Source organism: Streptomyces hyderabadensis (assembly GCF_020404845.1).
In the GTDB taxonomy this organism is placed as follows: Bacteria; Actinomycetota; Actinomycetes; order Streptomycetales; family Streptomycetaceae; genus Streptomyces; species Streptomyces hyderabadensis.
Map to the genome: position 1 here is coordinate 1 of NZ_JAIOJZ010000053.1, position 25,666 is coordinate 25,666.

The following is a 25,666-nucleotide window of genomic DNA, read 5'->3' on the forward strand; positions in this document are numbered from 1 at the left end:
TCCCGCATGCCGGCCCAGCCACGTCATGGCCGCCGACACCGCCCGCGCACTCTCCCCCGGACCCAGATCCCCATGCGCCAGCAAGGGGCTGGCGACGAACCGCCCGTCGGGCGTCTCGGCGTGCCGGTCCAGCCAGGTCAGCGCCAAGGACACGGCGCGCGCACCGTCCTCGGGCTCGAGGTCGCCGCGCGCCAGCAAGGGGCTGGCGACGAACCGCCCGTCGGGCGTGCCGGCGTGCCGGTTCAGCCAGGTCAGCGCCGCGGAGACGGCCCGCGCGCTCTCCGCGGGACCGAGGTCGCCGCGCGACAGCAGGGGGCGCAGGACGAAGCGCGCCTCGGGGCTGGTGGGGTGGTGGTCGAGCCAGCCCAGGCTCGCGGCTGCCGCGCGCAGGCTGTCCTGGGGTTCGAGGTCGCCGCGGCCCAGCAGCGGGCCCAGGACGAAGTGTCCTTCCGGGACCGCACCGTGGCGGGTGAGCCAGGTGAACGTGCTCGTGACGGCCTGCCGTATCGCCACGGGCGGCAGACCGGTGCGCAGCAGCAGGGGGCCGAGCACATAGCCGGCCTCGCGCCGCCGTTCGTAGCTCTTGAGCCAGGCCAGGGCGGTGGGGACGAGGAGCAGCACGCCGTCGTGCGGGAGGCGGCGCAGGCCGCGGTAGAGGAGGTGACGGGCATCGGTGCCGGTGCCGAAGTCGCCGAGCCAGGGATCGACGACCTGCTGCCAGCACTGCACGGCCGCGACGGACCACGGCGCACCCGAGCAGATGGCGCCCAGCGCGTAACTGCCGGTGCTCGGGTCGCGGCGCATGACCTGCCCGATGGTGTCCGCCTCGTCGGCGAACCAGCCCTCCAGCACCGGCACGACGGCGTTCGCGCGTCCCGCGAGGGACAGGTCGTTGACGAGTCGGCCGACGTTGACGGCGAAGCGGCCGACGGTGCGCGGACCGGTGAGGCAGCTGGCCAGCAGTTCGCGGGTCCGCGCCTCGTCCGGGTCCGTGTCGTTCTCGGGGAGCATGACGGACTCCATGAGCTGGTCGGCGACCACGTCGTGGGCGACCGAGAACTCCCGGTCGTCCTGCTCCAGCCAGCCCAGCGAGATGAGGGTGGCCACGACGTCCTCGGCCCGGGGCGCCGGCCCGTCCGCGTTCGCCAGGGCCGTGCGGGCGGTGGCCGTCACCTCGGGGAGGTCCTGGGGGCAGGCGGCGGCCGCCGCCGCTGCCGCCAGCAGTCCGTACGAGGCACGCGCGGGCGTGAAGTCGTCCGCGCGTGCCGCGACGGTCAGGCCGTCCTCGCTGAGCCGGCTCTCCAGCCAGGCGGACAGCTCTCCCCCGGACCGCAGGCCGGCGGCCTCGGGCAGCGAGATGCCGAGTTTCACGCGGCGTTCGATCTCGCGGGCCACGAGCAGGGCGATGACGGGACGGTGCCCGCAGATCGCCATCATGTGGTCCACGGTCAGTTCGGCAACGGCGGTCGGGGCGAGCTTGCGCAGGGCGTTCTCGGTGACCTGCCGCTGGAACGAGGCGTCCTGGCGCAGTTCCACCTCCTCGAACAGCTCGTGCAGCTGCGCCCGGTTGCTCTTCTGCAGCCAGCCGGGACGGACCGAGGCGAGCAGCGCCACGGTGATGCCGCGGCGGCGCGCCTCCGGGATCAGGCGGTGGCGGATCGCCGCCAGGTCCAGCTGGGACTCGTTGAGGCTCTGGTTGAGGTAGTCGACGACCACCAGGACGGCACCGGACTCCCCGAGGACCTGTTCGGCGACCTCGTCGGTGATGGCCTTGCTCTCGCCGGGCACGACGTGCAGGACGCGCCAGCCCGCGTCCAGCGCCCGCCGTCCGACCTCGATGCCGGTGCGGGTCTTGCCGGTGCCCGCGGCGCCGACCAGCAGCATCCCGCGCTCGGACGATTCCACCAGTCGTTCGAAGAGGTTGTCGGCATCGGCCGGGTGCTGGTCGCCGGGTGACACGTAGGGGAGCTGGTCGCTCGTCAGGTTCCTCTTGAAGTCGCCGAAGCCGTCGATGAGTTCGTGCTGCGAGAGCACGGACCGGAGCCGGCTGCCGGGCTCCTGGCCGGGCAGCGCCACCGGTTCCGCGTGCGGTCGTACTCCGGCGCGCAGCAGCAGCCGGCGGAACTGCGGGTCCTTCAGGGCCGGCGCGACGGGTTCCGCCTCCGCGCTGCCCGTGCCCGCGGCCGGCAGCCGGTGTGCCTGCACCCCGACCAGCAGGCCGGTGTCGTGCGCGAACAGCGCCGTGCCCGACACGCCCTGCCAGGGGTCCTGGCCGTCGGGGCCCTTGGCGGCGGGCGGGGCCGTGGTGATGGTCAGGTCCAGCAGCCGCGACTTCATGTTGGAGCCGAGTTGCACGAAGCCCTTCACCACTCGGCTGTCCCTGCGGCGCAGGTTCCGGAACCTGGCCGAGGCCGGTCGTTGGGCGAAGGCCGGGAAGCCGATTCCCGTGAAGGGCACGCTGCCCACGACGTCCGGCAGTTCCCCGAAGGCGACCGGCGCCACGCGGTCCGGGATCGCCGCGGCCTCCCCTTCCGCCGCGCCGTCGGCCGACGTGGTGGCGTCCAGGGACAGCAGCGCCAGGTCCTGCTCGGTGCCCCGCCACACCGGTGTCGCCGCCAGCTCCGTGTCGCCGCCGCCGAGCAGCACGGTGCAGGCGGGAGGTTCGCTCCCGCCCGCCAGCAGGTGAGCCACGGTCAGGACGAGCTTCGAGCTGATCCGGTAACCGGATCCGTACTGGACGGTGGGCCCGGTCCTGACGACGACTTCGGCCACACGGGTCTTGTCGAACGCGCTCATCCGGGGGTCAGTCCGCGGCGAACAGGTTCGAGACGTCGTCGCCCGTCAGGATCGGGTCTCCGGTGTCCGACTCGGCGCTCAGACTGAGCCGGACCACGTGGGTCTGTGCCGACTTCGCGCCCGCCTTGCCGCCGAGCGACACCACCCAGAACCGCACTCCGGCGTCGGCCTCGGCGGACTTCTCCACCGCGACGTTGACCTCCAGGTCGATGGAGTTGATGCGGAAGCGGACGTCCTGACCGTCGGCATCGATCCGGGCGCGGCCGATCTCGGAGCGCAGCGACTTGAGCAGATCGGCGAGTTCGATGTCCATGTGTCCCCCTGCGACGTCGGTGTCAGAACCGTACCCGCAAACGAAGTGGGAGGTGGCCTTTCCACCGGGGGCGGCCGCAGGGGGCGGCAGTCAGCGAGTGCCCGGTGGGGTCCCGGCGTCCTCCGGGTCCCCGGCGGTGATCGCGCCCACCGGGCAGGCGCGGGCCGCCTCCCGTACCAACGGGCTGCCGCCGCCGTCCTCCCGGCCGGGTCGCAGTGTGCTGTAGCCGTCGTCGTCCTGGGTGAAGACGTCGGGGGCGACCATGGCGCACTGGCCCGCGCCGATGCAGGTGTCCGTGTCGATGCCGATACGCATGTCCGCAGCCTCCTACCAGGCCACGGGGAGTGCCGGCATCCCCTGGATCGTGTCGCCGGGTTTGCAGGGGATCTCCTCGGCCGGGGCGGCCAGCCGGAGCGTGGGCAGCCGGTCGAAGAGGGTCTGCAGGGCGATCTCCAGTTCGGCCCGGGCCAGGTTCTGGCCGAGGCACTGGTGGATGCCGAAGCCGAAGGCGACGTGGTGGCGGGCCGGGCGGTGCCAGTCCAGGGCGTCCGGGTCGGGGTAGACGCTCTCGTCGCGGTTGATGACGGAGGTCGCGAAGACCACTCCGTCACCGGCCCGGATGGTCCGCCCGTCCACCTCGATGTCCTCGGTGGCCACCCGCAGCAGCCCGTCGGCGATCGACAGGACGCGCATCAGCTCCTCCACGGCGCCGGGCAGCAGCGCGGGGTCCGCACGCAGTTCGGCCAGCCGCCCGGGGTTGGTCAGGAGGGTGTAGGTGCCCAGCGAGATCATGTTGGCGGTGGTCTCGTGACCGGCGACCAGCAGGATCAACGCGAACGCGATCAGCTGTTCCCGGTCGACCGCGCCGTCGCCGGGCCCGCGCCGGACCAGGTCGTCCAGCAGGCCGTCGCCCGGTGCCGTCCGCTTGCGGTCGACCAGCTCCCCCAGGTAGGCCTCCAGTCGGTCGCGGGCGTCCTTGGCGTCGGCGGGCAGCGGGCCGCGCAGCAGCCGGCGGGACTGTTCCTCGAAGAAGTCGTGGTCTGCGTAGGGGACCCCGAGCAGGGCGCAGATCACCATCGAGGGCACGGGCAGCGCGAAGGCCGCCACCAGGTCGGCGGGCGGGCCCTGCGCGATCATCGCGTCGAGCCGTTCCTCGACGATCCGCCGGATGCGCGGGCGCAGCGCGGTGGCGCGTTTGAGGGTGAACTCCGGCAGCACCGTCCTGCGCTGGGCGCGGTGCTCGGGGTCGTCCACTCCGAGCAGGGCCGTCCTGCGCTCGCGTACCGCGGCCACGCGCGCCGAGGTGGCGGGGAAGCCGTCGCGAGTGCGGTCGGTCGACAGGCGCTGGTCGGCCAGCAGCCGGCGGGCGGCGGCGTGCCCGGTCACCAGCCAGGCGGGGCGGCCGTCGAAGAGGGTGATCCGGGCCAGCGGCCGGGCGGCCCGCAAGGGGTCGTAGCCGGCGGGCGGCTGGTAGGGGCAGGTCCGGTCCTGGGGGAAGGCGACGGGGTGTGCCGTGCCGGTGGTCGTCGTCGTGTCGGTGTCCGTCATGGAAGACCTCGCAGACGAAGTGTGCGTCGTGATCTTCATTAGATGCCTGGGGCATCTATGAGGCGACGCCAAGTTCGGCCAGATCGGTGGCACGAGCAGACTGGCCGGGTTTCACCGGTCGGGGCCCGCGGGGCCGCCTCCCGTCGGCCGGGTCCGCGTCCCGGGTGGCGCGATGGCGCTCCCCGGCGGCCCCGGCCGTGGCCCGCGGCTGGCCGAGCGGCACGGTGCGGTGGCCGGGGGCCGGACCCGTTCCGTCCGGTTTCCCGCCCGGCCCTGGGGTACGAGGGGCGGGATGCGGTAAGGATGGTCGTGCGCCGGTCGCGGGTGCCCCTCGCTCCGGCCGGCCCGACGACCCGACGAGTACGGATGGATGCACATGCCTCTTGACGGTGAGTACGAACCCAGCCCGGCGCAGTGGGTGCGCGAACAGGTCGAGCTGTACGAGAGCTCGGGCGGCACCGAAGGCACGACCCTGAGGGACACGGGTCTGCCGGTGATCGTGCTGACCACCCGGGGCGCGCGGAGCGGCAAACTGCGCAAGACACCGCTGATGCGCGTCGAACACGAGGGCCGCTACGCCGCGGTCGCCTCCCTCGGCGGGGCTCCCAAGCACCCGGTCTGGTACTTCAACGTGACCGCCGATCCCCGGGTGGAGCTCCAGGACGGCCCGGTGAAGCGGGACATGACGGCCCGTGAGGTCACCGGCGCGGAGAAGGCGGAGTGGTGGGAGCGCGCGGTCGCGGCGTTCCCGCCGTACGCCGACTACCAGAAGAAGACGGACCGGGAGATCCCCGTCTTCGTCCTGGAGCCGTCCGACGCCGGCTGAGCCGGACGTGCCGAAGTTTCCCGGACCGGCGCGCATGGACCGGCGGGTGCGGGGAACACGTCGGTCAGGCCCCGCCGCGTTCCCCCGTCGCGGCGGGGCTTTCCGCCGCCTTGCGCGCGGCCCGGTCGGTGACGTCGAGGAAGACCTGCCCGGCCTCGGGGACCGTGCGTGCGATCGACCTCTTGATCCGCACGGAGACCTCCTCCACCCGTTCGCTGTCCAGGCCCGGCACCAGGTCGACGCGGGCCGCCACCAGGGTCGAGTCGAGGCCGGTCTTCATGGTGAACAGCGCCTCGACACTGTCGATCTCCGGCTGGGCCCGCAGCAGCGCCCTGATCCGGCCGCTGGCCTCCGGGTCGGCGGCCTCGCCGATCAGCTGGTCGCGGGCCTCACGGCCCAGCCGGTAGGCCACGTAGACGAGCAGCGCTCCGATGGCGAGCGAGGCGCAGGCCTCCCACACCACCTGCCCGGTGACCATGTGCAGCGCCATGCCGGTCATGGCGAGGCAGACGCCGAGCACCGCGGTGCCGTCCTCGGCGACGACCGTGCGCAGCGCCGGGTCCCGCATCCCCTGGGCGAGCCCGCCCTGTCCCCGCACCTGGTGCAGGGCCCGCAGCAGGGAACCGCCCTCCGCGAGCAGGGCGACGCCGAGCACGATCAGTCCGGCCACGTAGCCGCTCAGCTTCTCGTCCGCGCCGGTGCGCAGGGCCTCGGCGCCCTGGAAGAAGGAGAAGCAGCCGCCCATGACGAAGATGCCGACGGCCGCGAGGAGGGACCAGAAGAACCGTTCCTTGCCGTAGCCGAAGGGGTGCCGCCGGTCGGCGGGCCGGCGGCTGCGGCGCAGGGCGGCGAGGAGGAAGATCTCGTTCATGCTGTCCGCGACCGAGTGGGCCGCCTCCGACAGCAGCGCTGGCGAACCCGCGACGAACCCGCCGACAGCCTTGGCCGCGGCGATCACCAGGTTGGCCGCCAGGGCCACGAGCACGGTGACGCGTGTCCTGCGGTCGGCCTTCCGGCCCGGCTTCTCTTCCCCGGCTGTCCCACTCACGAAGCCCCGACTGCCCCGGCCGGCCGGACTCACACCCCCGCCTTGCGGGTGGCCGCCAGTGCCGACGGGCGAAAACGGGGAACGCCTACACAGGGACACGCGGACAGCGGAAGGACAGGGTCATGAGCGGTGACGACGGGACGCCGGGCAACAGCGGCTACGGCAGGAAGGCGTTCAAACGGTCCCGGAGCCACTTCGCGGACCGGATCACGGCGGACGGCAGGGACGGCTGGCCGGTGGAGGCCGGCCGCTACCGGCTGGTGGTCAGCCGCGCCTGTCCGTGGGCGAGCCGTGCCCTGGTCTCCCGGCGGCTGCTCGGCCTGGAGGACGCGCTGTCCCTCGCGGTCGCCGACCCCGTCCAGGACGACCGCAGCTGGCGCTTCACGCTGGATCCGGACGGCCGCGACCCGGTCCTCGGCATCCGCTACCTCAGCGAGGCCTACGACCGGCGGGAGACCGGCTATCCGGGCGGGGTGAGCGTGCCCGCGGTCGTGGACGTGCCCAGCGGGGCGCTCGTCACCAACGACTACCAGCAGATCACCCTCGACCTCGCGACCGAGTGGACCTCGCTGCACCGGCCGGGCGCGCCGGACCTGTATCCGCGGGCCCGGCGCGAGGAGATCGACGAGGTGATGGCCGGGGTCTACGAGGACGTCAACAACGGCGTGTACCGGGCGGGCTTCGCCACCGGCCAGGAGGAGTACGAGGCCGCCTGCGCGGGTGTGTTCCGGCGCCTGGAGCAGCTGGTGCCGCGGCTGGAGCGGCAGCGCTATCTGGTCGGCGACACGATCACGGAGGCGGACATCCGGCTGTTCACCACCCTGGTCCGCTTCGACGCCGTCTACCACGGCCATTTCAAGTGCAACCGCTGGAAGCTGGCGGAGCACCCGGTGCTGTGGGCGTACGCCCGCGATCTGTACCAGACGCCGGGGTTCGGGGACACCGTCGACTTCGACCACATCAAGCGCCACTACTACCAGGTGCACACCGGCATCAACCCGACCGGCATCGTGCCCCTGGGCCCGGACCTGGCCGGCTGGCTCACCCCCCACCACCGGCAGGAACTGGGCGGACGTCCCTTCGGCGAGGGCACCCCGCCGGGGCCGGTCCGGGCCGACGAGGAGGTGCCGGCGCGGGGCAGGCCCTGACCCGCGCCGCCACCCGTACGACCATGCAGCGCACACCAGGCAAGGAGATCGCCATGGCGAAGAAAAAGAAGAAGCAGAAGCTCCCGCTCGCCTACAAGCCCGTCGGGTTCGCGCTCGGCTGGCTGGGCGGCACGCTCGCCGGGATGACGTTCCAGAAGACCTGGAAGGTCATCCGGCACGAGGACGACGCGCCCGACGCCCTGGACCCGGACCGCGGCTGGGGCGAGATCCTGCTGGCCGCCGCGATCCAGGGCGCCATCTTCGCCGCGGTGCGCAGCGCCGTGGACCGGACCGGCGCCAAGGCCATCCAGCGCTCGACCGGCACCTGGCCGGTCGCCGGGAAGAGCGGCCGGGACTGACCGCGGGCGGCGCCCGGGACCTGCCCTAGCCCTGCTTGGGCGCGGTCGGCGCGAGGGCGTGGCGGAGGGTGAAGGAGTGCCCGGCCGGGTCGGAGAAGCCCCGCTCCTCGTGTGCGCCGGCCGGGTCCTTCGCCTCCACCGGGCGTCCGCCGAGCCCGACGATCGCGCGCTCGGCCTCGTCCAGGTCCGCCACCACGAAGTCCAGGTGGACCTGGAGGGAGTTCTCCGGGCGCGGCCAGCTCGGCGGGGTGGCGTTCACGTCCCGCCGGAAGGCCATGCGGAAGCCGCCGGGGCCCTCGATCTCGATCCGGTTGGCGCTCACGTCGCTCTCCTCGGCGCCCAGCAGCCCCTTGTAGAACTCGGCGAGCCGCTCGGGTTCGGCGCAGTCGAGCACCACGACGCCCGCGTTGACCAGTGCCATGTCTCCTCCGAAGGATCCCGGGCGCCAGGCGTCGTGCCCCGCGCCCTCTCCCTTGCGGATATCCCGGCCCGGCCGAATCAGTCGGTGGGCAACCAGCGGCCGTCCCGCATGAGTTCGCGGCCCTCCAGCTCGTTGGCCTCGCGCCAGGCCTGGACGCGTCGCGGACGGACGCGGAAGTACAGGTAGGGCGTGGCGAGCCGACGCGGGTCGAAGCCGGTCTTGGCGGCGAACAGCTCGGCGTCCTGCTCGGGCAGGTCGGCGGGCTCCACGGTCTCGACGGTGCCCTCGACCATCACCACGTCCCGGGTGGGTCCGATGCCGATCCGCGCCCGGCCGCTCGCCGCGAGGTTCCGGCCGGTGGGGCTCGCCGCGGGTGTGGCGAACAGCAGGCACGAGCCGTTCCAGTGGAACGACAGGGGGACGAGGTAGGGCACCCCGGACGTGCCGTCGGCCGTGGCCACCCAGGCGTCCTCGTCGTGCTCCAGGCGGTGCAGGGTGTCGTGTCTGCGCTGTTCGGCGGTGCGGGCGGCGGGCGGGGTCATCGGCCTGCGGTCTCCTGACGTGACGTCACGGTCGGTCGGTCGGTGACGATGGTGCCACGGCGGGTCGCCCCGTCGCGCTCGCGTCCCTCCGCGCTGCCGGGTCGCGCCGGGAATGGCACGATCGTTTCGGAGGTTGCAGACCGTGCCATCCGTCCCCTCCCCGAGTTGCGAGGTCTTGATGAACACCATGCGCGCCATCAGCCAGGACGTCCTCGGCGGTCCCGAGGTCCTGAAGGAGATCCAGGCCGAGCGCCCCGAGCCGCGCCCCAACGAGGTGCTGGTCCGGGTGCGGGCGGCCGGGGTGAACCCGACCGACTGGAAGCACCGGGCGACCGGCGGCTTCCTCGGCGAGCCGCCCTTCGTCCTGGGCTGGGACGTGTCGGGCGTGGTGGAGTCGGCGGGGATCGGGGTCGCCGGGTTCGCACCCGGCGACGAGGTGTTCGGCATGCTGTCCTACCCCTTCGGGCACGGTTCCCACGCGGAGTACGTCACCGCCCCCGCGCGCACCTTCACGCACAAGCCGGCCGGGATCGACCACGTCCAGGCGGGCGCCCTGCCCCTGGTGTCGCTGACGGCGTGGCACGCGCTGGTGGAGCAGGCGGACGTGCGGCCGGGGCAGCGGGTGCTGATCCACGCGGCGGCTGGCGGTGTGGGCCATGTGGCGGTGCAGATCGCCAAGGCCCGCGGCGCCCATGTGATCGGCACCGCCAGCGCGGGCAAGCACGAGTTCCTGCGCTCGATCGGAGCGGACGAGACCGTGGACTACCGGGAGACGGACTTCGCCGAGGCCGTGAAGGACGTCGACGTCGTGCTGGACACGATCGGCGGCGACACCTCGCTGCGGTCCCTGCGCGTGCTGCGCCCGGGCGGGGTCGTGGTGTCGATCCTCCCGGTCGGCTCGGACGAGTTCTACGAGGAGGCCGACCGGCTGGGCGTGCGGGCGGTGCGGATGCTGGTCGACGCCGACCGGTCCGGCATGGAGGAGATCGCCCGGCTGGTCGAGTCGGGGAAGCTGCGGGCCACGATCGCCGAGACGTTCCCGCTGGCCGAGGCGGCGCGGGCGCACGCCCTCGGTGAGACCGGCCGCACCACGGGCAAGCTCGTGCTGGTGGTCGACTGATCGTTCGCCCACCCCGCTCCCCCGATCGGCGAGGTGCGTCGGCGCTGCTCTGAGGTGGCGCTGCTCTGAGATTTCGATGACATATGTCAATCGAACATGCTCAGATTCGCTCGATCGGGGTAACTTTCCTAGCGGAGTGGGTAGTTGAGCCCCCGAAAGCAGGCCGGAAAGGCCGCAACAGGCTGGAGGCAAGGTTCGTGCGGCAGGAACCCGCGTCGCCCACCCGGCACCTACGCGTGCACCACCACCGGGGGCACACGGTGCTGGAGTTCCGGGGCGAGATCGACATCGCCTCGGCGGCGGAGATCGCCCCGCACCTGGACCGGGAGACGGTGCGACCGGACGCCCGGGTCGTGCTCGACCTCGGCGGCATCGAGTTCTTCGACTGCTCCGGCCTGCGGCTGCTGTACCGGGCCCGCAGCCGGGTGCTGGACCGGGGCGGGCAGGTGCACCTGGTGTGCACCCACCCGCTGACCCTGCGCATGCTGCGGATCACCGGCCTGGCGCGGCTGCTGCCGCCGTGGCCGACCCTGGACGAGGCCCTCGGCGTCAGCCGGCCGGCCGGGCGTCGAACAGGGCGCTGACCGACTCGCCGTTGTGGATGCGGCGCACCGCCTCGGCCAGCGCCGGGGCGATGGACAGGATCCGCAGCTTGTCCGTGTGGTCGTCCACCGGCACCGGCACCGTGTTGGTGCACACGATCTCCAGCACGTCCGGCTGTTCGCTGAGCCGGCCGAGCGCCCCGGCCGCGAACAGCCCGTGCGTACAGGCCAGGCGGATGGTGCGCGGGCCCGCCTCCCGGAGCCGGTCGAGCAGTTCCAGCACCGTGCTGCCCTTGGCGATCTCGTCGTCCAGCACGATGACGTCCCGCCCCGCCACGTCGCCGATCACCGCGCTGATGCTGACCCGGTCGTCGGCGTACCGCTGCTTCGCGCCCGCCGCGACCTGGGCGCCGAGCATCCGGGCGAACGCCGCGGCCTCCTTGGCGTTGCCCAGGTCCGGCGAGACGACGGTCGCCCGGGACAGGTCGTACTGCCGGAAGTGGGCGGCCAGCTCCCGCAGTGCGTGCAGGTGGTCGACCGGGACCGAGAAGAAGCCGTGCACCTGGGGCGAGTGCAGGGTCATGGCCAGGACCCGGCTCGCGCCCGCCGCCACCAGCAGGTCGGCCACCAGGCGACCGCCGAGCGAGATGCGCGGGGCGTCCTTCTTGTCGGAGCGGGCGTAGGAGTAGTGCGGCATGACCACGGTGATCCGGCCGGCCGACGCCCCGCGGGCCGCGTCGCACATCAGGAGCAGCTCGACGAGGTGCTCCTGGACGGGCTTGACCAGCGGCTGGACGAGGAACACGTCCCGCTCCCGGCAGTTGGCCATCAGCTGCACTTCCAGGCAGTCGTTGGCGAACCGGCTGACCCGGGTGGGGCTGAGCGGCACACCCAGCTGGGCGCACACCTCCTCGGCCAGGTCGGGGTGGGCGCTACCGCTGAACACGGCGATGTCTCGCACGGACCGCTCCTCGGGTGATCCTGTCCGGCCGGGATCCTCAGCTTACGGAAATCCTGTTGCGCCGCTCCCGGGGCCCCGGGCCATCATGGCGCCGTCCGTGCTCCCCGCTCCCCCTCAGGTCAGGAACCCGCACATGCGCCGACTCCTCGGAACCCCCCAGCGCCCCTTCCGGCCCACGGCTTTCGAGGACTCCTCCACGCATGCGCACCCTGAACATCGGCATCCTGGCCCACGTCGACGCGGGTAAGACCAGTCTCACCGAACGGCTCCTGTTCGACCACGGCGCCATCGGCCGGCTCGGCAGCGTCGACGCCGGCGACACCCGTACCGACGACGGCGGCATCGAGCGCCGCCGCGGCATCACCATCCGCTCCGCCGTCGCCGCCTTCACCGTCGGCGACACACAGGTCAACCTGATCGACACCCCGGGGCACTCCGACTTCGTCGCGGAGGTCGAGCGCGCCCTGGAGGTGCTCGACGGCGCGGTACTGCTGCTGTCCGCCGTCGAGGGCGTGCAGGCACGCACCCGCGTCCTGATGCGCACCCTGCGGCGGCTGCGGCTGCCCACGCTCGTGTTCGTCAACAAGATCGACCGGGCCGGTGCGCGCACCGACGGCCTGCTCGACGACGTCCGGCGCCTGCTGACCCCGCACGTCGCGCCGCTGACCGCGGTGACGGACGCCGGTACCCCGCGTGCCCGGGTCACCCGCCGCCCGCCCGACGGACGGACGGCGGAGGCGCTCGCCGAGGTCGACCCGGACGTACTGGCCGCGCTGGTCGACGGTCCCGAGCCGACCGGGGCCGAGTTGGCCGCCGCCCTTGCCGCACGTACCGCCGACGGCTCGTTCCACCCGCTGTACCACGGCTCCGCGCTCGGCGGCCAGGGCGTCGCGGAGCTGGTCGAGGGGCTGACCCGCCTGGTCCCGGCCGCCGCGCCGGACACGTCCGGCGGCACGGAACCGCGCGGCACGGTCTTCGCCGTGCGCCCGGGGCCCGCCGGTGAGCGCACGGCGTACCTCAGGCTGTACGACGGCGAGGTGCGCCCGCGCCGGCGGCTCACCTTCCTGCGGCGCGAGTCCGACGGGCGGACCACCGAGGTCTGCGGCCGGGTGACCCGCCTCGACGTGGTCGGCGGCGACGCCACGCTCACCGCCGGGAACATCGCCGCGCTCACCGTCCCCGGGGGCCTGCGCGTCGGCGACCGGCTCGGCGGACTGTCCGAGCGCGCACCGCAGTTCGCGCCGCCGACCCTGCAGACCCTGGTCCGGGCGGTGCGCCCGGAGCAGGCGGCGCCGCTGCGCTCGGCCCTGCTGGCGCTGGCCGACCAGGACCCGCTGCTGCACGCCCGCCCGGCGGCGTCCGGCGCCACCGCGCTGCTCCTGTACGGCGAGGTCCAGATGGAGGTGCTGGCGGCGACGCTGGCCGAGGACTTCGGCATCGAGGCGGAGTTCGAGCCGGGCCGCGTCCGGTTCCTGGAGCGTCCGAGCGGTACCGGTGAGGCGGCAGAGGAGATGCCGTGGCTCGACCACACCCGCTACTGGGCGACGATCGGCCTGCGCGTCGAGCCGGGTCCGCGCGGCTCGGGCGGGCACTTCACCCACGAGACGGAACTCGGCGCGCTGCCCCGCGCCTTCCACCAGGCCGTCGAGGAGACCGTGCACGCCACGCTGCTGTCCGGGCTCACCGGGGCGGCGGTCACCGACTACCGGGTCACGCTGATCCGCTCCGGCTTCAGCTCGCCGGTCAGTACGGCCGCCGACTTCCGGGGGCTGACGCCGATCGTGCTGCGCCGTGCCCTCGCCCGGGCGGGCACCGTGCTGTACGAGCCGTACCTGGCCTTCGAGGCGGAGGTCCCGGCGGACGCGCTGGCCGCCGTGACGGCCCTGCTGGCCTCGCTGGGCGCGGACTTCACCGGTACGACCGGCGGCGACCCGGCCTGGACGGTCACCGGCGAGCTGCCGGCCCGCCGGGTGCGGGAGGCCGAGCTGCGGCTGCCGGGGCTGACCCGCGGGGAGGCGGTGTGGTCGTCGCACCCCGCCGCGGACCGTCCGCTGAGGCCCCGAAACGGCGGGTCTGGCAAGGGAGTTGACGGGCATCCGGGTGAGTAGGAAGGAGGGCCGTCGCCATGACAACTCCCGTCAGGAAGCCCACGACCCCCGTCGACAGGCCCGCGCGGCGCATGCCCGGCTGGGCGAAGGCGCTGACCGCGCTGGTGCTGGTGCTCGTCGTGCTGTTCGCGGGGCTGCGGCTGAGTGTCGTACCGGGCCTGAAGGACCTGTTCGGGTCCGACACCCAGGACCGTTCGGGCCCGGCGCTGCTGAAGTCCGTCCAGGACATCAGCCGGTACGACGCCGCGTCGGGCAACTTCCAGGTCGTCGTCGACCTGGAGAAGGACGCCAGGTTCCTGCCCGACGCGATCCGCGGCACCCGCACCCTGTACGTCGGGGCGGGAACCGTCGACGCCTTCGTCGACCTCGGGAAGGTGGGCGAGGACGACGTGACGGTCGACGAGGGGCGCACCTCGGCCACGCTGCGGCTGCCGCACGCGGCGCTGGGCGAGCCGGCGCTCGACCCCGACCGTTCCTACGCGGTCTCCAAGCAGCGCGGGCTGCTCGACCGGCTCGGCGACCTGTTCTCGGACAACCCGAACGGTGAGCAGGCCGTGCAGAAGCTCGCCGCCCGGCACATCGGCGACGCGGCGAAGGACAGCGAGCTGCAGGCGCGGGCCGAGAGCAACACCACCGCCATGCTCCGGGGGCTGCTGACCTCCCTCGGCTTCGACGAGGTGCGGGTGACGTACGGGACCTGAGGTCCGGCCGCGGACACCGCCGCGCTCACCCGGAGAGGATCCCGGGCAGGGCCAGCGCCCCGAGCACGGCGGTGCCCAGCAGCAGCCAGGCCACGTAGTCGCCGATGTGCCCGGACTGCAGCCGCCGCAGGGGCAGCGTCCGGTCCGGGACGGCCAGCAGCCCGGGCCGGGCGACGGCGACGGAGGCCAGGGCCACGGCCAGCGCGGTCGACTGGAGTCCCAGGCCGACGCCCACGGGCGTCCAGTGCACCGAGGTGTGCACCAGCCCGGCGGTGGTGGCCTCGCTCATGGCACGGGCCACCGCGTTGCCGAAGGCGGGGACCGCACCGGCGGCGAGGGCACCGGCGAGCAGCAGCGCGGGGACCGCCGTCATGGTGTCGGGCACCCGGCTGAGCCGCTGCCGGGTCTCGGGCTCCTCCCCCGAGCCGGTCGTCTCGTAGGCGTCGGCGCCGCTCGCACCGCCCGCGTCCTCGGGCGTCGGACCGAGGCCCAGGAACACCCGGGCCGCGACCCGCAGCACGGCGGCCGCGGTCACGGCACTCGCCAGCACGTAGAGCGCGGTGAGCGGTCCGCCCACCGCCTCCTCGGCGACGGACTTGCCGAGCGCGGTGCCGAACGGCGGCAGTCCCGCCAGGCCCAGCGCACCGGCGACGACCATCACGCCGACGCTTCGCAGCGGGCGGGCGCGGCCGTGCAGGACGTGTTCGTCGACGCTGCCGTACCGGTCGAGGAGGATGCCGACGCAGGCGAACAGCGCGGCCTTCACCCCGGCGTGCCCGACGACGTACAGGGCGACCCCGTCGTCGCCCTCGGGCGTGAGGGTGCCGATGCCGAGCAGGAACAGGCCGGTGTGCGCGATCGTCGAGTACGCCAGCAGCCGCTTGATGTGCCGCTGGTGCCAGCACATGACCGCGCCGAGCGCCGCGGTCAGCGCGCCCAGCACCGTCAGCACCCGCGCCAGGTCGGCGGCGGGCAGTCCGCCCGGGCCGGAGAAGACGGTGTCGTAGACGCGCCAGACGCCGAAGACGCCCAGCTCGACCATGACGCCGGAGAGGAGCATGCACACCGGGGTGGGGGCGACCGCGTGCGCGTCCGGCAGCCAGAACTGGAAGGGGACGGCGGCCGCCTTGACCAGCAGCCCGGTCAGGACCAGGACGAAACCGGCCAGCACCAGCGCGTCGGGCGGGCCGTGGGCGTCCAGCGCGCCGCCGATCTCCGTCAGGGCCAGCTCGCCGGTGCGGGCGTAGAGCAGGGCGATGCCCATGAGCAGGGCGTACGCGCCCAGGGAGTTGACGACGGCGAAGGCCAGCGCGCCCTGGACGGCCCTGGCCTCCTCGACCCGGTGGCCGGTCAGGGCGTAGGCGACCACGCTCATCAGCTCGAACCAGACGAACGCGTTGAACAGGTCGCCCGCGGTCGCGAAGCCGCACATGCCGGCCTGGAAGACCAGCACGAGCGCCGGGAACGCCCCGGCGTGGCCGTGCGGCGGCTCGTCGAAGGAGCGCCACGCGTAGGCGAGGGCGGCCAGGGTCAGCACGGACACCAGCGCGGCCATGCCGAGCCCGGGGCCGTCGCCGGTCAAGGCGATGCCGACGCTGTGGCCGGCCACGGGCTCCCAGCCGCCCACCCACTCGGTCAGCGGCGGGGAGGAGTGCGTCAGCAGCAGGACCGCGAGCGCCGCGGTGCCGGCCGCGACGGCGCAGGCCGTGCTCTGCGCGACGAAGCGGGGCACGAGCCTGCCCCCGGCGGCGAGCAGGGCGGCGCCGAGCAGCGGGACGGCGACGAGGAGGGGCAGCAGGTGGTGCATCAGCCGCGCAGCTCGCTCAGCTCGTCGGGGTCGACCGTGCCGTGCCGCTTGGCGACCTGCACCACCAGGGCCAGCAGGAGCGCGGTGACGGTGGCGCCGACGACGACGTCGGTGAGGGCCAGCGCCTGGACCACGGGGTCGACCACCGGCCGGGAGCCGGGTGCGAGGTCGGAGAAGACCGGCGCGGTGGCGCCGTCGCGGTAGCCGACGGCCAGCAGCAGGACGTAGGTGGCGGCCTGGCACACGGACAGGCAGCCCACCGCGTGGATGAGGTTGCGGCTGGTGGCCAGGCCGTAGCAGCCGGCCAGGAACACCCAGGCGGCGACCAGGTAGGGCAGTACGTGGGTCAGGGCGGTCATGGCGCTCTCACTTCCCGCGCTGTCGGGGGTCGTCGTGGTACTCGCCGTCGTCGTGCTCGCCCTCGTCCACGATCTCCACGGCCTGGTCCAGGAACCCGGCGAGCAGCACGACCACCGCGCAGGCGACCTCCATGCCGATCGCGGCGTTGAGCAGCGGGACGGTGCCGGCGGAGGCGAGGGTGTTGAAGGTGCCGTACGGGAGCAGCGTGTTGGCGAGGAAGGCGGAGCCCGCGAGCAGGGCGGCGAGGCCGGTGACGAGGTAGGCGGACGCGGCGAGCGCGTCGCCCGCCTCGTAGGGGGCGATGGGCCGCACGCGTTCGAGGGCGCGGTAGTCGGCGCCGAGGTAGAGCAGGTGCAGGGCGGTGGCGGCGACGACGCCGCCCTGGAAGCCGCCGCCGGGGCTGACCTGGCCGTGGGCGACGACGTACAGGCCGGTCAGCAGGGCGACGGGCAGGACGAGCAGGGCGTAGCGGCGCACGGGCCGGGAGACGGCGGCGGGTTCGGGGCGGGCCCGGTGCTCGTCGCGGGTCTGGCGCAGCAGGACCACGCTGCCGAGGACCGCGGCGAACAGGATGCTCATCTCGCCGAGCGTGTCGAAGGCCCGCTGGTCGAAGGTGACGGAGGCGACGGTGTTGGCGGTGTGCCGGCTCAGGGACGCCTCGACGGCCTGGTCGCCGTAGGGGTGCCGGTCGCCGCCGAACCGGGGCAGGTCCAGGCAGGCGGCCACCAGGAGCGCGGCGAGACCGGCGCCACCCGTCGCCACCAGCCACAGCCTCATGCGCGGGCTCACGGTCCGCTCCCTCCGCCGCGCCGCCCGTCGGACCCGCCGCCTCCGCCCGCCGCACGCTGCCCGCGCCGGCGCACCTTGCGGACCGTCAGCAGCAGCAGGAGCGGGGTCAGCGCGGAGCCCACCGCCAGCTGCGACAGGGCGACGTCGGGTGCCTGGAGCACGGTGAACAGCACGGCGAGGACGACGCCGAGGACGGCCAGGACGAGGGACTGGCGCACGGGGTCGCGCACCGCCACCGCCGCCGTGGCGGACCCGGCGACCAGCAGCAGCGCGGTGACGATCAGGGCCTCAGTCACGACGGGCCTCCTGCATCCCGCCCGCCAGCGCCCGGGAGGCGACCAGGTTGCCGCCGACCAGCAGTGCCCCGACGACCAGCACCTTGACCAGGGCCCGGCCCGGGCCGGTGGCAAGGCTCACCGCCAGCACGACGGCCGCACCGAGGGCGGCGGCCGTCAGGGTCGGGCCGCGGGCGTGCGGCGGGTCGTCGGCCAGTTCGTCGGCGAGCAGCCGGGCGAAGACGAGGGTGCCCACCGGTCCGAGGACGGCGAGCACCAGCGCGAGGTCGACGTAGGCGGGGCGTGCGTAGCCCTGGGCGAGCAGCAGGAGTGCGGGGCAGGCCAGTGCGGTGGACAGGTTCTGGGCGGCGGCGCGGCGGCGCAGGGGGCCGGTCACCACGCCCCACAGCGTGGCTCCGACACCGGCGGCGAGGACGACGACGGCGGCGAGGATCCAGCCGTTCACCGGCCGGTCACCGCCCGCCGCGCGCCCCGTGCCACGAGCGCCACCACGACCGAGGCGCCCGCGCCCACCGCCGCTTCGAGCAGGTCGACGGTGTTGACGAGAACCAGCCAGAGCGCGGCGAGCGGAACCCACCAGGCGGCCACCTCGGCCGCGGCGAGGAGTGTCCTACGGCTTGGCACACGCCACCTCCACCGGCCGGCCCGGGCCCGCCAGGTCCCGGATGCCCTTTGTGCCGCTCTTGTTGCCGTTGTTCCTGCTTCGCCGCCATCCAAGCACCGCGCGGGGAGCGGCCGACGGCGGCGCGCGGCGGCTCCCCCGGCCGGAGTGCCCCGGCCGGGGGAGGGATAACCGGGCGGCCCGCGCCGGGGGCGGCGCGGTGCGCCGGGCATCCTCGGCGGATCGGCGGGTAACCGCCCTACCACGCGGGGAAGTTGACGACTGGAGGACCGACATGACTCGTGCCGCCTCACGGCCGCGTTCGTGGTCGCGCCCCGGCGCCGCCAAGGCGCGCGACGACGACCGTCCCGAACGGCACACGCTCGCCCTGCCGTTGCGGCTGCTGGCGACGGCGTGCGCATTCGTCTTCATGGTGGCGTTCGCGGTGGTGCTGGCCCGGCTGACCCTGCAGCCCTCCCCCGCGTCCGAGGCCCTGACCCACACCAATCTGCACCCCGGCCGCTCGCTGCGGGCCTATCTGGACCAGCCCGCCCTGCGCGACGCAGTCAAGCAGATCGGCGGCAACATCCTGCTCGGCGTGCCGTTCGGCGTCCTGGTCCCGGTCGTCGCCCCGCGCGCCCGCGGGGTGCTGCGCGTGCTGCTGCTGACGGCCGTGGTGATGCTGCTGGTGGAGTCCGCCCAGGGCGTCCTGGTCACCGGGCGCGCCTTCGACGTCGACGACGTCATCCTCAACACCGCCGGGGCGCTGATCGGTTACCTGCTCCTCGGCCGGCGGATGAGCCGCACGGTGCACGCGCGCGGGGGGCGAGGCGGGGGACGCACCTGAGGGCGGGCCGTCCGGTCCGTACCAAGGTATTGACCCGTCCTTATCTCACTACTTGAATAAAGAGGCGACATCCCAACCCCCCACCTCGGTCGGCGCCTTCGCGCAAGGCGCCGTACGGAAGGGAGAGCCGTGGCCCGCCCACGCCTGCTCCGCAGCTGCCTCCTCGCCGCCGCCCTGTCCGCCGGGCTGGCCGCCTCCCTCGTGACCGGCCCCGCCCAGGCCGGCCCGGAAACCTCCCGGACCTCCGGCGCCGCATCCTCCGCGGCCGCCGCCGTGGCGTTCTCGGACACCTTCGACGGCCCGGCCGGCGCGGCCGTCGACTCCTCGAAGTGGCAGATCGAGACCGGCGACAACGTCAACAACCACGAACGGCAGTACTACACCTCGGGCAACAAGAACGCCGCGCTGGACGGACAGGGCCACCTGGTCATCACCGCCCGCAAGGAGAACCCGGCCAACTACCAGTGCTGGTACGGCACCTGCCAGTACACCTCGGCCCGGCTCAACACCTCCGGGAAGTTCACCGCGCAGTACGGTCACGTCGAGGCACGGATGAAGGTGCCGCGCGGGCAGGGCATGTGGCCCGCGTTCTGGATGCTGGGCACCCCGGTGAACTGGCCGGACTCCGGCGAGATCGACATCATGGAGAACGTCGGCTTCGAGCCCTCCACCGTGCACGGCACCATCCACGGCCCCGGCTACTCCGGCGCGGGCGGCATCGGCGCCGGCTACACCCTGCCGGGCGGGCAGGCCTTCGCGGACGCCTTCCACACCTTCGCCGTCGACTGGGCGCCCGACTCGATCACCTGGTCGGTGGACGGCACCGTCTACCAGCGGCGCACCCCGGCCGACCTGGGCGGGAAGCAGTGGGTGTTCAACCGGCCGTACTTCCTGATCCTGAACCTGGCGGTCGGCGGCTACTGGCCGGGCGACCCGGACGGCTCCACGGTCTTCCCGCAGACCCTCGTCGTCGACCACGTCTCGGTGACGACCGGCGACTCCGCGGCCGGCGGCGCGATCCGGGGCCTGGCCGGCAAGTGCGTGGACGTCGCCGCGGCGAACAGCGCCAACGGCACCCCCGTCCAGCTCTACGACTGCAACGGCACCGCGGCCCAGCAGTGGACGGTGGGCTCCGACGGCACGGTCCGGGCGCTCGGCAAGTGCCTGGACGTCGACGCCGGCGGCACGGCGGACGGCACCGTCGTCCAGCTGTGGGACTGCAACGGCAGCGCCGCCCAGCAGTGGGTCGTCACCGCCGCGCGCGACATCGTCAATCCGCAGGCCGACAAGTGCCTCGACGTCACCGGCAACGACTCGGCCAACGGCACCCGGCTGCAGATCTGGACCTGCACGGGCGGCGCCAACCAGAAGTGGACGGTCGGCTGAGCCGCCGGGCGGGGGCGGCGGCTGCGCCTAGCGCGGCATCCAGGTGAACTTGTCCCCGCCCACCCAGCGCACGACGTCCGGGTCGTCCAGGTCGTGGACCGTGATGCCGAACGCGGCGGCGGCCTCCAGCACGTCGGTGACGGACTTGGCCTCACCGACCACCTGGCCGTCGATCTCCACGATCCGGAACGGGGGCGGGCCCGGCTGCACCCCGAACACGAGGATCCGCGGACTGCCGATGTGCGGGCTGTCGATCTCGGTCATGCCTAGAGGGTAGGCCGCAACGCGCGGGAGCGAGGACCCGGCCGGGACCCGGCCGCCCGTGGTGCGTCTCCCGCCGCTCTGGGGAACCCTGGACATGCGGGTGGACGACGGCCGCGGCCGGACCAGGAGGTGGCGATGGACCCCGTCGAGGCGCTGGAGCGGATCGCCTTCCTGCTGGAGCGGAGCCAGGCGCCAACGTACCGGGTCCGCGCCTTCCGCACCGCGGCGGGGGTGCTCGGCGGGCTGTCGGCCGCCGAGCTGCGCGAGCGGGCGGGGTCGCTGGAGTCGCTCAAGGGGGTCGGTCCCAAGACGGCGCAGGTGGCACGGGAGGCGCTGGACGGCCAGGTGCCCGGCTACCTCGCGAAGCTGGAGAGCGAGGCGGACACCCCGCTCGCCCGGGGCGGTGAAGCGCTGCGGGAACAGCTGCGCGGCGACTGCCATCTGCACTCGGACTGGTCGGACGGCGGCAGTCCGATCGAGGAGATGGGCCGTACGGCGGCGGCCCTCGGGCACGAGTGGGCGGCCCTGACCGACCACTCCCCGCGTCTGACGGTGGCCCGCGGCCTCTCCCCCGCGCGGCTGCGCGAGCAGTTGGACGTGGTGGCGGAGCTGAACGCGACCTGGGCGCCGTTCCGGCTGCTGACCGGCATCGAGTGCGACATCCTCGACGACGGCTCGCTCGACCAGGAGCCGGAGCTGCTGGACCGGCTCGACGTGGTGGTCGTGTCGGTGCACTCCAAGCTGCGGATGGACGCCCGCTCGATGACCCGCCGGATGGTGACCGCCGTCCGCGATCCGCACGCGGACGTGCTCGGACACTGCACCGGGCGGCTGCTGTCCGGGCGGGGGCGGCCGGAGTCGCAGTTCGACGCGGACGAGGTCTTCGCCGCCTGCGCCGAGGCCGGCACGGCCGTGGAGATCAACAGCCGCCCGGAGCGGCTCGACCCGCCGCGGCGGCTGCTGCGCCGGGCGGTGGCGGCCGGTGTGCTGTTCTCCGTCGACACGGACGCGCACGCGCCGGGTCAGCTGGACTGGCAGATCCACGGGTGCGCGCGGGCCGAGGAGTGCGGGGTGCCCCCGGAGCGCGTGGTCACCACCTGGTCGCTGGACGAGCTGCTGGCCTGGACGCGCGAGGGCCGTACACCGTCCGGAGTGACGAGCCGCTGACGTGGTACCCGCCCGCCGATCCACAGTCCGCGGACCACGGACCACGGACCACGAGCCACGGATCACGGGCCACGGACGACAGACCACGGAAGGGACAGTGCATGGAACGGGCGGCCGTGTTCGACGTCGACGGCACCCTCGTCGACACCAATCACCTGCACGTGACGACCTGGTGGGAGGCGTTCCGGCAGGCGGGGCACCGGGTGCCGATGCATGCCGTCCACCGGGCCGTGGGCCTCGCCTCCGGCGATCTCGTCGCACGGCTGCTGGGCGAGGACCGGGACAAGGACCGCGACGCGGAGCTGAGCGCCGCCCACAAGGCACTGTACGGGCAGTACTTCGACCGGCTGCCGGCGCTGCCGGGCGCCGGGGAACTGCTGCGCCGGCTGGCCGGCGACGGCTGGAAGGTGCTGCTGGCCACCTCGGCGGGCGGGGCGGAGCTGGGCGCGCTGCGGCGGGCCATCGACGCGGACGACGCGATCGCCGCCACCGCGAGCGCCGACGACGTGGCCGCGGGCAAACCGGCGCCGGAGCCGGTCGAGCACGCGCTGGACCTGGCGGGGGTGCCGGCCGAGCGGGCCGTCTTCGTCGGCGACACGGTGTGGGACATGCGCGCGGGCAGCCGGGCCGGGGTGCGCTGCGTGGGCGTGCTGTGCGGCGGTCTGCCCCGCGCCGACCTGGAGGAGGCGGGCGCGGAGGCGGTCTACGCCGACCCGGCCCACCTGCTGGCCTCGCTGCGCGGGAGCCCGCTGGCATGAGTCACCGGACGCGACCTCGCCCGCCCCGGCGGGCACCCGGCACCGTATGAGCGCTGTGACACACACCCTCCGGGAGGCACTGAGGGGTCGGCGACCCGTGGCCGCGGTGTGGTGGGAGGTGTGCGCCGTCGGGCGGGCCGTCCGGGCGGCCTGGCGGGGGCCGGGGCGGGAACGCGACCTCGTCGTGCAGTCGCTGAAGGCCGCGGGCGCGGCGCTGATCGCCTGGACCGTGGCGGGCGTGTGGCTGGACGATCCGATGGCGTTGATGGCGCCCTGGGTGGCGCTGGTCCTCGTGCAGGCCACCGTCTACAGCTCGGTGCGGCAGGCCGGGCAGCAGTTCGCGGCGATCTGCGTCGGCGCGCTGGGGGCGTCGGCGGCACAGGCGCTCACGGAGGACAACACGGGGGCGCTGGTGCTGTCCCTGCCGGTGCTGATGCTGGCGGCGAACTGGTCCCGCTTCGGCCGGCAGGGCATCTACGCGGCCACCACCGCGGTGTTCGTCCTGGCCTCCGGTACGACGGTGTCGGCCGCCGCGGTCGGTCACCGGGTGGGCCAGGCGGCGCTCGGGGCGGTCATCGGCGTGGCGGTCAACGCCCTGGTGCTGCCGCCGATCCATCTGCGGGACGTACGGGAGAACCTCGCGGCGCTGGCCCGGGAGTCGGGCGACCTCCTGCACTCCGTCGCCGCCGACCTGCGGGAGACCCAGTGGGACGCGCAGAGCGCGGCCGACTGGACCCGGCAGGCCGGGTGGCTGGAGCGGCGGCTGGACGCGCTGTACTCCGCCCGGTCGTGGAGCCGGGAGAGCCTGCGCCTGACCTCGGGGCCGCTGCGCCGGCTGCACCGCGGGCCCGCGGTGGTGCCCCCGGAGGACGAGGACCGGCGGTGGAGCCGGGTCACCGGGAACCTCACCGCGCTGACCCGGACCCTGGCGGTGGCGGCCGACGAGCAGCGGACGCCCGCACCGCCCGAGGGGCCGGTCCTCGACCTGTACGCGCGCCTGCTGCGGCTGATCGGCGACGCCTGCCACGCCGAGGCCGGCCGGCTGGTGGGTGACCGGGCCGAGGCCGCTCCTGGGGCGGCCACCGAGGCGACGATGGAGGAACTCCACCGGCGGCTGCAGGAGGGGCTGCGGGAGCACGCCGGACAGGGTGCCGCGCGGACCGCGGTGCTCGGCACCCTGCTGCTCCAGGCGGAGAACCTGTGGGCCGAGGTCGTACCCGAGCCCCGCGAGTCCAGCGACTCCAGCGAGTCCGCCGAGTCCTTCGAGCAGTGACGCAGATCACCCCAAACCACGACAGACGGTGGAACACCGGCCGGTCGTTCGCCGTTGAACAGACCGTGGGTACGGACGGGACAGTGTCCCCGGGCCTCACCTATCGCCCACAGGGACGATCGTTCGGCTGAAGCCCTGTGGAGCCCTTCGCCGAGAGGCGACCGCCGTCCGTATCCACCTCGTACCGCCCCGATCGTGATTCCCCCGTCGCGGTCGGGGCTTCTCCTTGCGTGCTCTTCCCGGGCGCTGGGTACCCGGTGCTCTCCGCACGGGCGAACGGCCGAGAGGAGCACACGGTGAGCAGCGCAACGGGCAGCAGGATCGTGGTCACGGGTGCCACGGGCAACGTGGGCACCAGCGTGGTGCGGCTCCTGACCCAGGATCCGGAGGTGGGGTCCGTGCTGGGGCTGGCCCGGCGGATCCCCGGCTGGTCGCCCGCGAAGACCGAGTGGGCGGCGGTCGACCTGGCCTCCGAGCAGTCCGACCTGACCGGTCACTTCGCCGGGGCCGACGCCGTCGTCCATCTGGCCTGGGCCTTCCAGCCGACGCACGACCCGGCGACGACCTGGCGCACGAACGTGCTCGGCTCCATCCGGGTCTTCGAGGCGGTGGCCGCGGCCGGGGTGCCGGCGCTGGTGCACGCCTCGTCGGTCGGCGCGTACTCGCCAGGGCCGAAGAACCACGCGGTGGACGAGTCCTGGCCCACGCACGGCTGGCCGGACGCCGCGTACTGCCGGGAGAAGGCCTATCTGGAACGGACGCTGGACACCTTCGAACGCGACCACCCGGGGATCCGGGTGGTGCGGATGCGGCCGGCCTTCCTCTTCAAGCGGGAGTCGGCCAGCGAGCAGCGCCGGATCTTCGGCGGCCGGTTCCTGCCGGGTCCGGCGGCACGTCCTGAGCTGCTGCCGTTCCTGCCCGACGTCCCCGGTCTGCGGGTGCAGGCCCTGCACACGGACGACGCCGCCCACGCCTACCGGCTGGCGGTGCGTTCGCAGGACGCCCGGGGCGCCTTCAACCTCGCGGCCGAACCGCCGGTCGACGCCGAGCTGCTGGGCGAGCTGATCGGGGTGCGTCCGGTCCGGCTGCCGCGCACCGCGGCCCGCTCGGCGGTCGCCGCCGCGTGGGGGATGCGGCTGCTGCCGGCCTCACCGCATCTGTTCGACGCGGTGCTGCGGCTGCCGCTCATGGACTGCACCCGGGCACGGGTGGAGCTGGGCTGGCGCGCGACGCGCACGGCCACGGAGGTGCTGGAGGAGTTCCTGCGCGGACTGCGGCAGGGGGCCGGGGCGGACACCGAGCCGATGCGCGGGCGCAAGGTGGGCTGAGCCGCGCGGACCGGGCCTCATCAGCGGGCCTCAGCCGCCTCAGCCGCCTCAGCCGGAGGACTCGTCGGGCACCGGGTGCTCGGGGTGCACGGCACCCGAGTGCGGCGCGCCCTGCCGGCCCGTGCCGGCCTCGTCGGTGTCGGGCACGTCGGTCACCGGCCCGGTCTCCGCGTCACCGGCGGTCTCCGCGTCCTCCTCGGCTCCTTCGTCGTCCCGGCCCTGCCGGTGCTCGCGCTGCTCGCGGGTGGGCGAGGCGGCCTCCCACGGGTCGTCGTGGTCGCCGGCCTGCTGGTCCGGCATGTCGCGCGGCACGGGGGCGTCGTTCTCCCCCGGCCCTTCGTGGCGGTGGTCGGACAC

Annotated in this window: 28 protein-coding genes and 1 pseudogene; 13 read left to right on the top strand and 16 right to left on the bottom strand. The window is 74.0% G+C overall.

Going from position 1 to position 25,666, the window contains the following annotated elements; translation table 11 throughout:
* The 4 genes and pseudogenes from K7854_RS30330 to K7854_RS30345 all read right to left on the bottom strand — a co-directional run.
* Positions 1 to 2,796: pseudogene (locus tag K7854_RS30330) on the bottom strand (trypsin-like peptidase domain-containing protein); the annotation flags it as partial.
* 7 nt (positions 2,797 to 2,803) lie between these two features.
* Positions 2,804 to 3,109: a trypco2 family protein gene (locus K7854_RS30335; RefSeq protein WP_226029745.1), complete on the bottom strand. Its 306-nt coding sequence runs from the start codon at positions 3,107 to 3,109 to the stop codon at positions 2,804 to 2,806.
* Between the two features lie 90 nt (positions 3,110 to 3,199).
* Positions 3,200 to 3,424, bottom strand: coding sequence for a ferredoxin (locus tag K7854_RS30340; RefSeq protein WP_226029746.1), 225 nt, complete (start codon positions 3,422 to 3,424; stop codon positions 3,200 to 3,202).
* 12 nt (positions 3,425 to 3,436) lie between these two features.
* Positions 3,437 to 4,657, bottom strand: coding sequence for a cytochrome P450 (locus K7854_RS30345; RefSeq protein ID WP_226029747.1), 1,221 nt, complete (start codon positions 4,655 to 4,657; stop codon positions 3,437 to 3,439).
* A 376-nt stretch (positions 4,658 to 5,033) separates the two neighbouring features.
* On the opposite strand from K7854_RS30345, the gene K7854_RS30350 reads away from it, so the two are divergent.
* The gene (locus K7854_RS30350) at positions 5,034 to 5,483 is read left to right on the top strand and encodes a nitroreductase family deazaflavin-dependent oxidoreductase (RefSeq protein ID WP_226029748.1); all 450 of its coding nucleotides are present in this window, start codon (positions 5,034 to 5,036) and stop codon (positions 5,481 to 5,483) included.
* Positions 5,484 to 5,547: 64 nt separating this feature from the next.
* Here K7854_RS30350 and K7854_RS30355 read toward each other — a convergent pair whose 3' ends face one another.
* Positions 5,548 to 6,531 carry a cation diffusion facilitator family transporter gene (locus tag K7854_RS30355; RefSeq protein ID WP_226029749.1) on the bottom strand — a complete coding sequence of 328 codons (984 nt, stop codon included), beginning with the start codon at positions 6,529 to 6,531 and terminating at the stop codon, positions 5,548 to 5,550.
* Positions 6,532 to 6,653: 122 nt separating this feature from the next.
* Between K7854_RS30355 and K7854_RS30360 the strand changes: the two genes are divergently transcribed.
* Positions 6,654 to 7,679 (top strand): glutathione S-transferase family protein, encoded by a 1,026-nt coding sequence (locus tag K7854_RS30360; RefSeq protein ID WP_226029750.1) that lies wholly within the window; start codon positions 6,654 to 6,656, stop codon positions 7,677 to 7,679.
* 53 nt (positions 7,680 to 7,732) lie between these two features.
* Positions 7,733 to 8,038, top strand: coding sequence for a DUF4235 domain-containing protein (locus K7854_RS30365; protein WP_226029795.1), 306 nt, complete (start codon positions 7,733 to 7,735; stop codon positions 8,036 to 8,038).
* A 25-nt stretch (positions 8,039 to 8,063) separates the two neighbouring features.
* On the opposite strand, the gene K7854_RS30370 is transcribed toward K7854_RS30365, so the two are convergent.
* Positions 8,064 to 8,459, bottom strand: a complete 396-nt coding sequence (locus tag K7854_RS30370) for a VOC family protein (RefSeq protein ID WP_226029751.1) — start codon at positions 8,457 to 8,459, stop codon at positions 8,064 to 8,066.
* A 77-nt stretch (positions 8,460 to 8,536) separates the two neighbouring features.
* Positions 8,537 to 9,001, bottom strand: coding sequence for a pyridoxamine 5'-phosphate oxidase family protein (locus K7854_RS30375; RefSeq protein WP_226029752.1), 465 nt, complete (start codon positions 8,999 to 9,001; stop codon positions 8,537 to 8,539).
* Between the two features lie 178 nt (positions 9,002 to 9,179).
* Between K7854_RS30375 and K7854_RS30380 the strand changes: the two genes are divergently transcribed.
* The gene (locus K7854_RS30380; protein WP_226029753.1) at positions 9,180 to 10,121 is read left to right on the top strand and encodes an NADP-dependent oxidoreductase; all 942 of its coding nucleotides are present in this window, start codon (positions 9,180 to 9,182) and stop codon (positions 10,119 to 10,121) included.
* A gap of 197 nt (positions 10,122 to 10,318) precedes the next feature.
* Positions 10,319 to 10,705, top strand: a complete 387-nt coding sequence (locus K7854_RS30385; protein WP_226029754.1) for an anti-sigma factor antagonist — start codon at positions 10,319 to 10,321, stop codon at positions 10,703 to 10,705.
* Here the strand turns inward: K7854_RS30385 and K7854_RS30390 are convergent.
* On the bottom strand, positions 10,671 to 11,624 hold the full coding sequence (locus K7854_RS30390) for a ribose-phosphate diphosphokinase (protein ID WP_087804963.1): 954 nt from the start codon (positions 11,622 to 11,624) through the stop codon (positions 10,671 to 10,673). The genes K7854_RS30385 and K7854_RS30390 overlap by 35 nt on opposite strands.
* A 200-nt stretch (positions 11,625 to 11,824) precedes the next feature.
* On the opposite strand from K7854_RS30390, the gene otr(A) reads away from it, so the two are divergent.
* Entirely contained in the window at positions 11,825 to 13,732 is a 1,908-nt protein-coding gene (otr(A), locus tag K7854_RS30395; protein WP_226029755.1) for a tetracycline resistance ribosomal protection protein Otr(A), read from the top strand.
* Positions 13,733 to 13,749: 17 nt separating this feature from the next.
* Positions 13,750 to 14,433 (top strand): DUF4230 domain-containing protein, encoded by a 684-nt coding sequence (locus K7854_RS30400; protein ID WP_226029756.1) that lies wholly within the window; start codon positions 13,750 to 13,752, stop codon positions 14,431 to 14,433.
* Between the two features lie 25 nt (positions 14,434 to 14,458).
* Here K7854_RS30400 and K7854_RS30405 read toward each other — a convergent pair whose 3' ends face one another.
* Genes K7854_RS30405 through K7854_RS30430 form a run of 6 tightly spaced genes read right to left on the bottom strand, consistent with a single transcriptional unit; the run spans position 14,459 to position 18,309 of the window.
* Positions 14,459 to 16,240: a complex I subunit 5 family protein gene (locus tag K7854_RS30405; protein ID WP_226029757.1), complete on the bottom strand. Its 1,782-nt coding sequence runs from the start codon at positions 16,238 to 16,240 to the stop codon at positions 14,459 to 14,461.
* Positions 16,240 to 16,599, bottom strand: coding sequence for a sodium:proton antiporter (locus tag K7854_RS30410; protein WP_226029758.1), 360 nt, complete (start codon positions 16,597 to 16,599; stop codon positions 16,240 to 16,242). Before K7854_RS30410 ends, K7854_RS30405 begins: the two co-directional genes overlap by 1 nt.
* 7 nt (positions 16,600 to 16,606) lie before the next feature.
* Positions 16,607 to 17,389 (bottom strand): MnhB domain-containing protein, encoded by a 783-nt coding sequence (locus K7854_RS30415; RefSeq protein WP_226029759.1) that lies wholly within the window; start codon positions 17,387 to 17,389, stop codon positions 16,607 to 16,609.
* A complete protein-coding gene (locus K7854_RS30420) occupies positions 17,386 to 17,685 on the bottom strand; it encodes a hydrogenase subunit MbhD domain-containing protein (protein ID WP_226029760.1) in 300 nt (99 codons plus the stop codon). The genes K7854_RS30415 and K7854_RS30420 overlap by 4 nt, the downstream gene beginning before the upstream one ends.
* Complete coding sequence (locus K7854_RS30425) at positions 17,678 to 18,130, bottom strand: MrpF/PhaF family protein (RefSeq protein ID WP_226029761.1); 453 nt, start codon at positions 18,128 to 18,130, stop codon at positions 17,678 to 17,680. Before K7854_RS30425 ends, K7854_RS30420 begins: the two co-directional genes overlap by 8 nt.
* Positions 18,127 to 18,309, bottom strand: a complete 183-nt coding sequence (locus K7854_RS30430) for a hypothetical protein (protein WP_226029762.1) — start codon at positions 18,307 to 18,309, stop codon at positions 18,127 to 18,129. The genes K7854_RS30425 and K7854_RS30430 overlap by 4 nt, the downstream gene beginning before the upstream one ends.
* Positions 18,310 to 18,581: 272 nt before the next feature.
* Between K7854_RS30430 and K7854_RS30435 the strand changes: the two genes are divergently transcribed.
* Complete coding sequence (locus K7854_RS30435; RefSeq protein WP_226029763.1) at positions 18,582 to 19,133, top strand: VanZ family protein; 552 nt, start codon at positions 18,582 to 18,584, stop codon at positions 19,131 to 19,133.
* Positions 19,134 to 19,262: 129 nt separating this feature from the next.
* A complete protein-coding gene (locus K7854_RS30440; RefSeq protein WP_226029764.1) occupies positions 19,263 to 20,519 on the top strand; it encodes a glycoside hydrolase family 16 protein in 1,257 nt (418 codons plus the stop codon).
* 27 nt (positions 20,520 to 20,546) lie between these two features.
* Here the strand turns inward: K7854_RS30440 and K7854_RS30445 are convergent, their stop codons facing one another.
* Positions 20,547 to 20,783 (bottom strand): hypothetical protein, encoded by a 237-nt coding sequence (locus K7854_RS30445; RefSeq protein WP_226029765.1) that lies wholly within the window; start codon positions 20,781 to 20,783, stop codon positions 20,547 to 20,549.
* 135 nt (positions 20,784 to 20,918) lie between these two features.
* Between K7854_RS30445 and K7854_RS30450 the strand changes: the two genes are divergently transcribed.
* From K7854_RS30450 to K7854_RS30465, 4 genes are all read left to right on the top strand, one after another.
* Positions 20,919 to 21,950, top strand: a complete 1,032-nt coding sequence (locus tag K7854_RS30450; RefSeq protein WP_226029766.1) for a PHP domain-containing protein — start codon at positions 20,919 to 20,921, stop codon at positions 21,948 to 21,950.
* Between the two features lie 101 nt (positions 21,951 to 22,051).
* Positions 22,052 to 22,708, top strand: a complete 657-nt coding sequence (locus K7854_RS30455) for an HAD family hydrolase (RefSeq protein ID WP_226029767.1) — start codon at positions 22,052 to 22,054, stop codon at positions 22,706 to 22,708.
* 46 nt (positions 22,709 to 22,754) lie between these two features.
* Entirely contained in the window at positions 22,755 to 23,981 is a 1,227-nt protein-coding gene (locus tag K7854_RS30460; RefSeq protein ID WP_226029768.1) for an FUSC family protein, read from the top strand.
* 296 nt (positions 23,982 to 24,277) lie between these two features.
* Positions 24,278 to 25,309: an SDR family oxidoreductase gene (locus tag K7854_RS30465; RefSeq protein WP_226029769.1), complete on the top strand. Its 1,032-nt coding sequence runs from the start codon at positions 24,278 to 24,280 to the stop codon at positions 25,307 to 25,309.
* Between the two features lie 48 nt (positions 25,310 to 25,357).
* Here the strand turns inward: K7854_RS30465 and K7854_RS30470 are convergent, their stop codons facing one another.
* Positions 25,358 to 25,666 carry a hypothetical protein gene (locus K7854_RS30470; RefSeq protein WP_226029770.1) on the bottom strand — a complete coding sequence of 103 codons (309 nt, stop codon included), beginning with the start codon at positions 25,664 to 25,666 and terminating at the stop codon, positions 25,358 to 25,360.

Bases quoted from the DNA above. Each gene is read 5' to 3' on its own strand.
- K7854_RS30335 (WP_226029745.1), bottom strand. From the start codon at position 3,109: ATGGACATCGAACTCGCCGATCTGCTCAAGTCGCTGCGCTCCGAGATC.
- K7854_RS30340 (WP_226029746.1), bottom strand. From the start codon at position 3,424: ATGCGTATCGGCATCGACACGGACACCTGCATCGGCGCGGGCCAGTGC.
- K7854_RS30345 (WP_226029747.1), bottom strand. From the start codon at position 4,657: ATGACGGACACCGACACGACGACGACCACCGGCACGGCACACCCCGTC.
- K7854_RS30350 (WP_226029748.1), top strand. From the start codon at position 5,034: ATGCCTCTTGACGGTGAGTACGAACCCAGCCCGGCGCAGTGGGTGCGC.
- K7854_RS30360 (WP_226029750.1), top strand. From the start codon at position 6,654: ATGAGCGGTGACGACGGGACGCCGGGCAACAGCGGCTACGGCAGGAAG.
- K7854_RS30365 (WP_226029795.1), top strand. From the start codon at position 7,733: ATGGCGAAGAAAAAGAAGAAGCAGAAGCTCCCGCTCGCCTACAAGCCC.
- K7854_RS30370 (WP_226029751.1), bottom strand. From the start codon at position 8,459: ATGGCACTGGTCAACGCGGGCGTCGTGGTGCTCGACTGCGCCGAACCC.
- K7854_RS30375 (WP_226029752.1), bottom strand. From the start codon at position 9,001: ATGACCCCGCCCGCCGCCCGCACCGCCGAACAGCGCAGACACGACACC.
- K7854_RS30380 (WP_226029753.1), top strand. From the start codon at position 9,180: ATGAACACCATGCGCGCCATCAGCCAGGACGTCCTCGGCGGTCCCGAG.
- K7854_RS30400 (WP_226029756.1), top strand. From the start codon at position 13,750: ATGACAACTCCCGTCAGGAAGCCCACGACCCCCGTCGACAGGCCCGCG.
- K7854_RS30405 (WP_226029757.1), bottom strand. From the start codon at position 16,240: ATGCACCACCTGCTGCCCCTCCTCGTCGCCGTCCCGCTGCTCGGCGCC.
- K7854_RS30410 (WP_226029758.1), bottom strand. From the start codon at position 16,599: ATGACCGCCCTGACCCACGTACTGCCCTACCTGGTCGCCGCCTGGGTG.
- K7854_RS30435 (WP_226029763.1), top strand. From the start codon at position 18,582: ATGACTCGTGCCGCCTCACGGCCGCGTTCGTGGTCGCGCCCCGGCGCC.
- K7854_RS30445 (WP_226029765.1), bottom strand. From the start codon at position 20,783: ATGACCGAGATCGACAGCCCGCACATCGGCAGTCCGCGGATCCTCGTG.
- K7854_RS30450 (WP_226029766.1), top strand. From the start codon at position 20,919: ATGGACCCCGTCGAGGCGCTGGAGCGGATCGCCTTCCTGCTGGAGCGG.
- K7854_RS30455 (WP_226029767.1), top strand. From the start codon at position 22,052: ATGGAACGGGCGGCCGTGTTCGACGTCGACGGCACCCTCGTCGACACC.
- K7854_RS30460 (WP_226029768.1), top strand. From the start codon at position 22,755: ATGAGCGCTGTGACACACACCCTCCGGGAGGCACTGAGGGGTCGGCGA.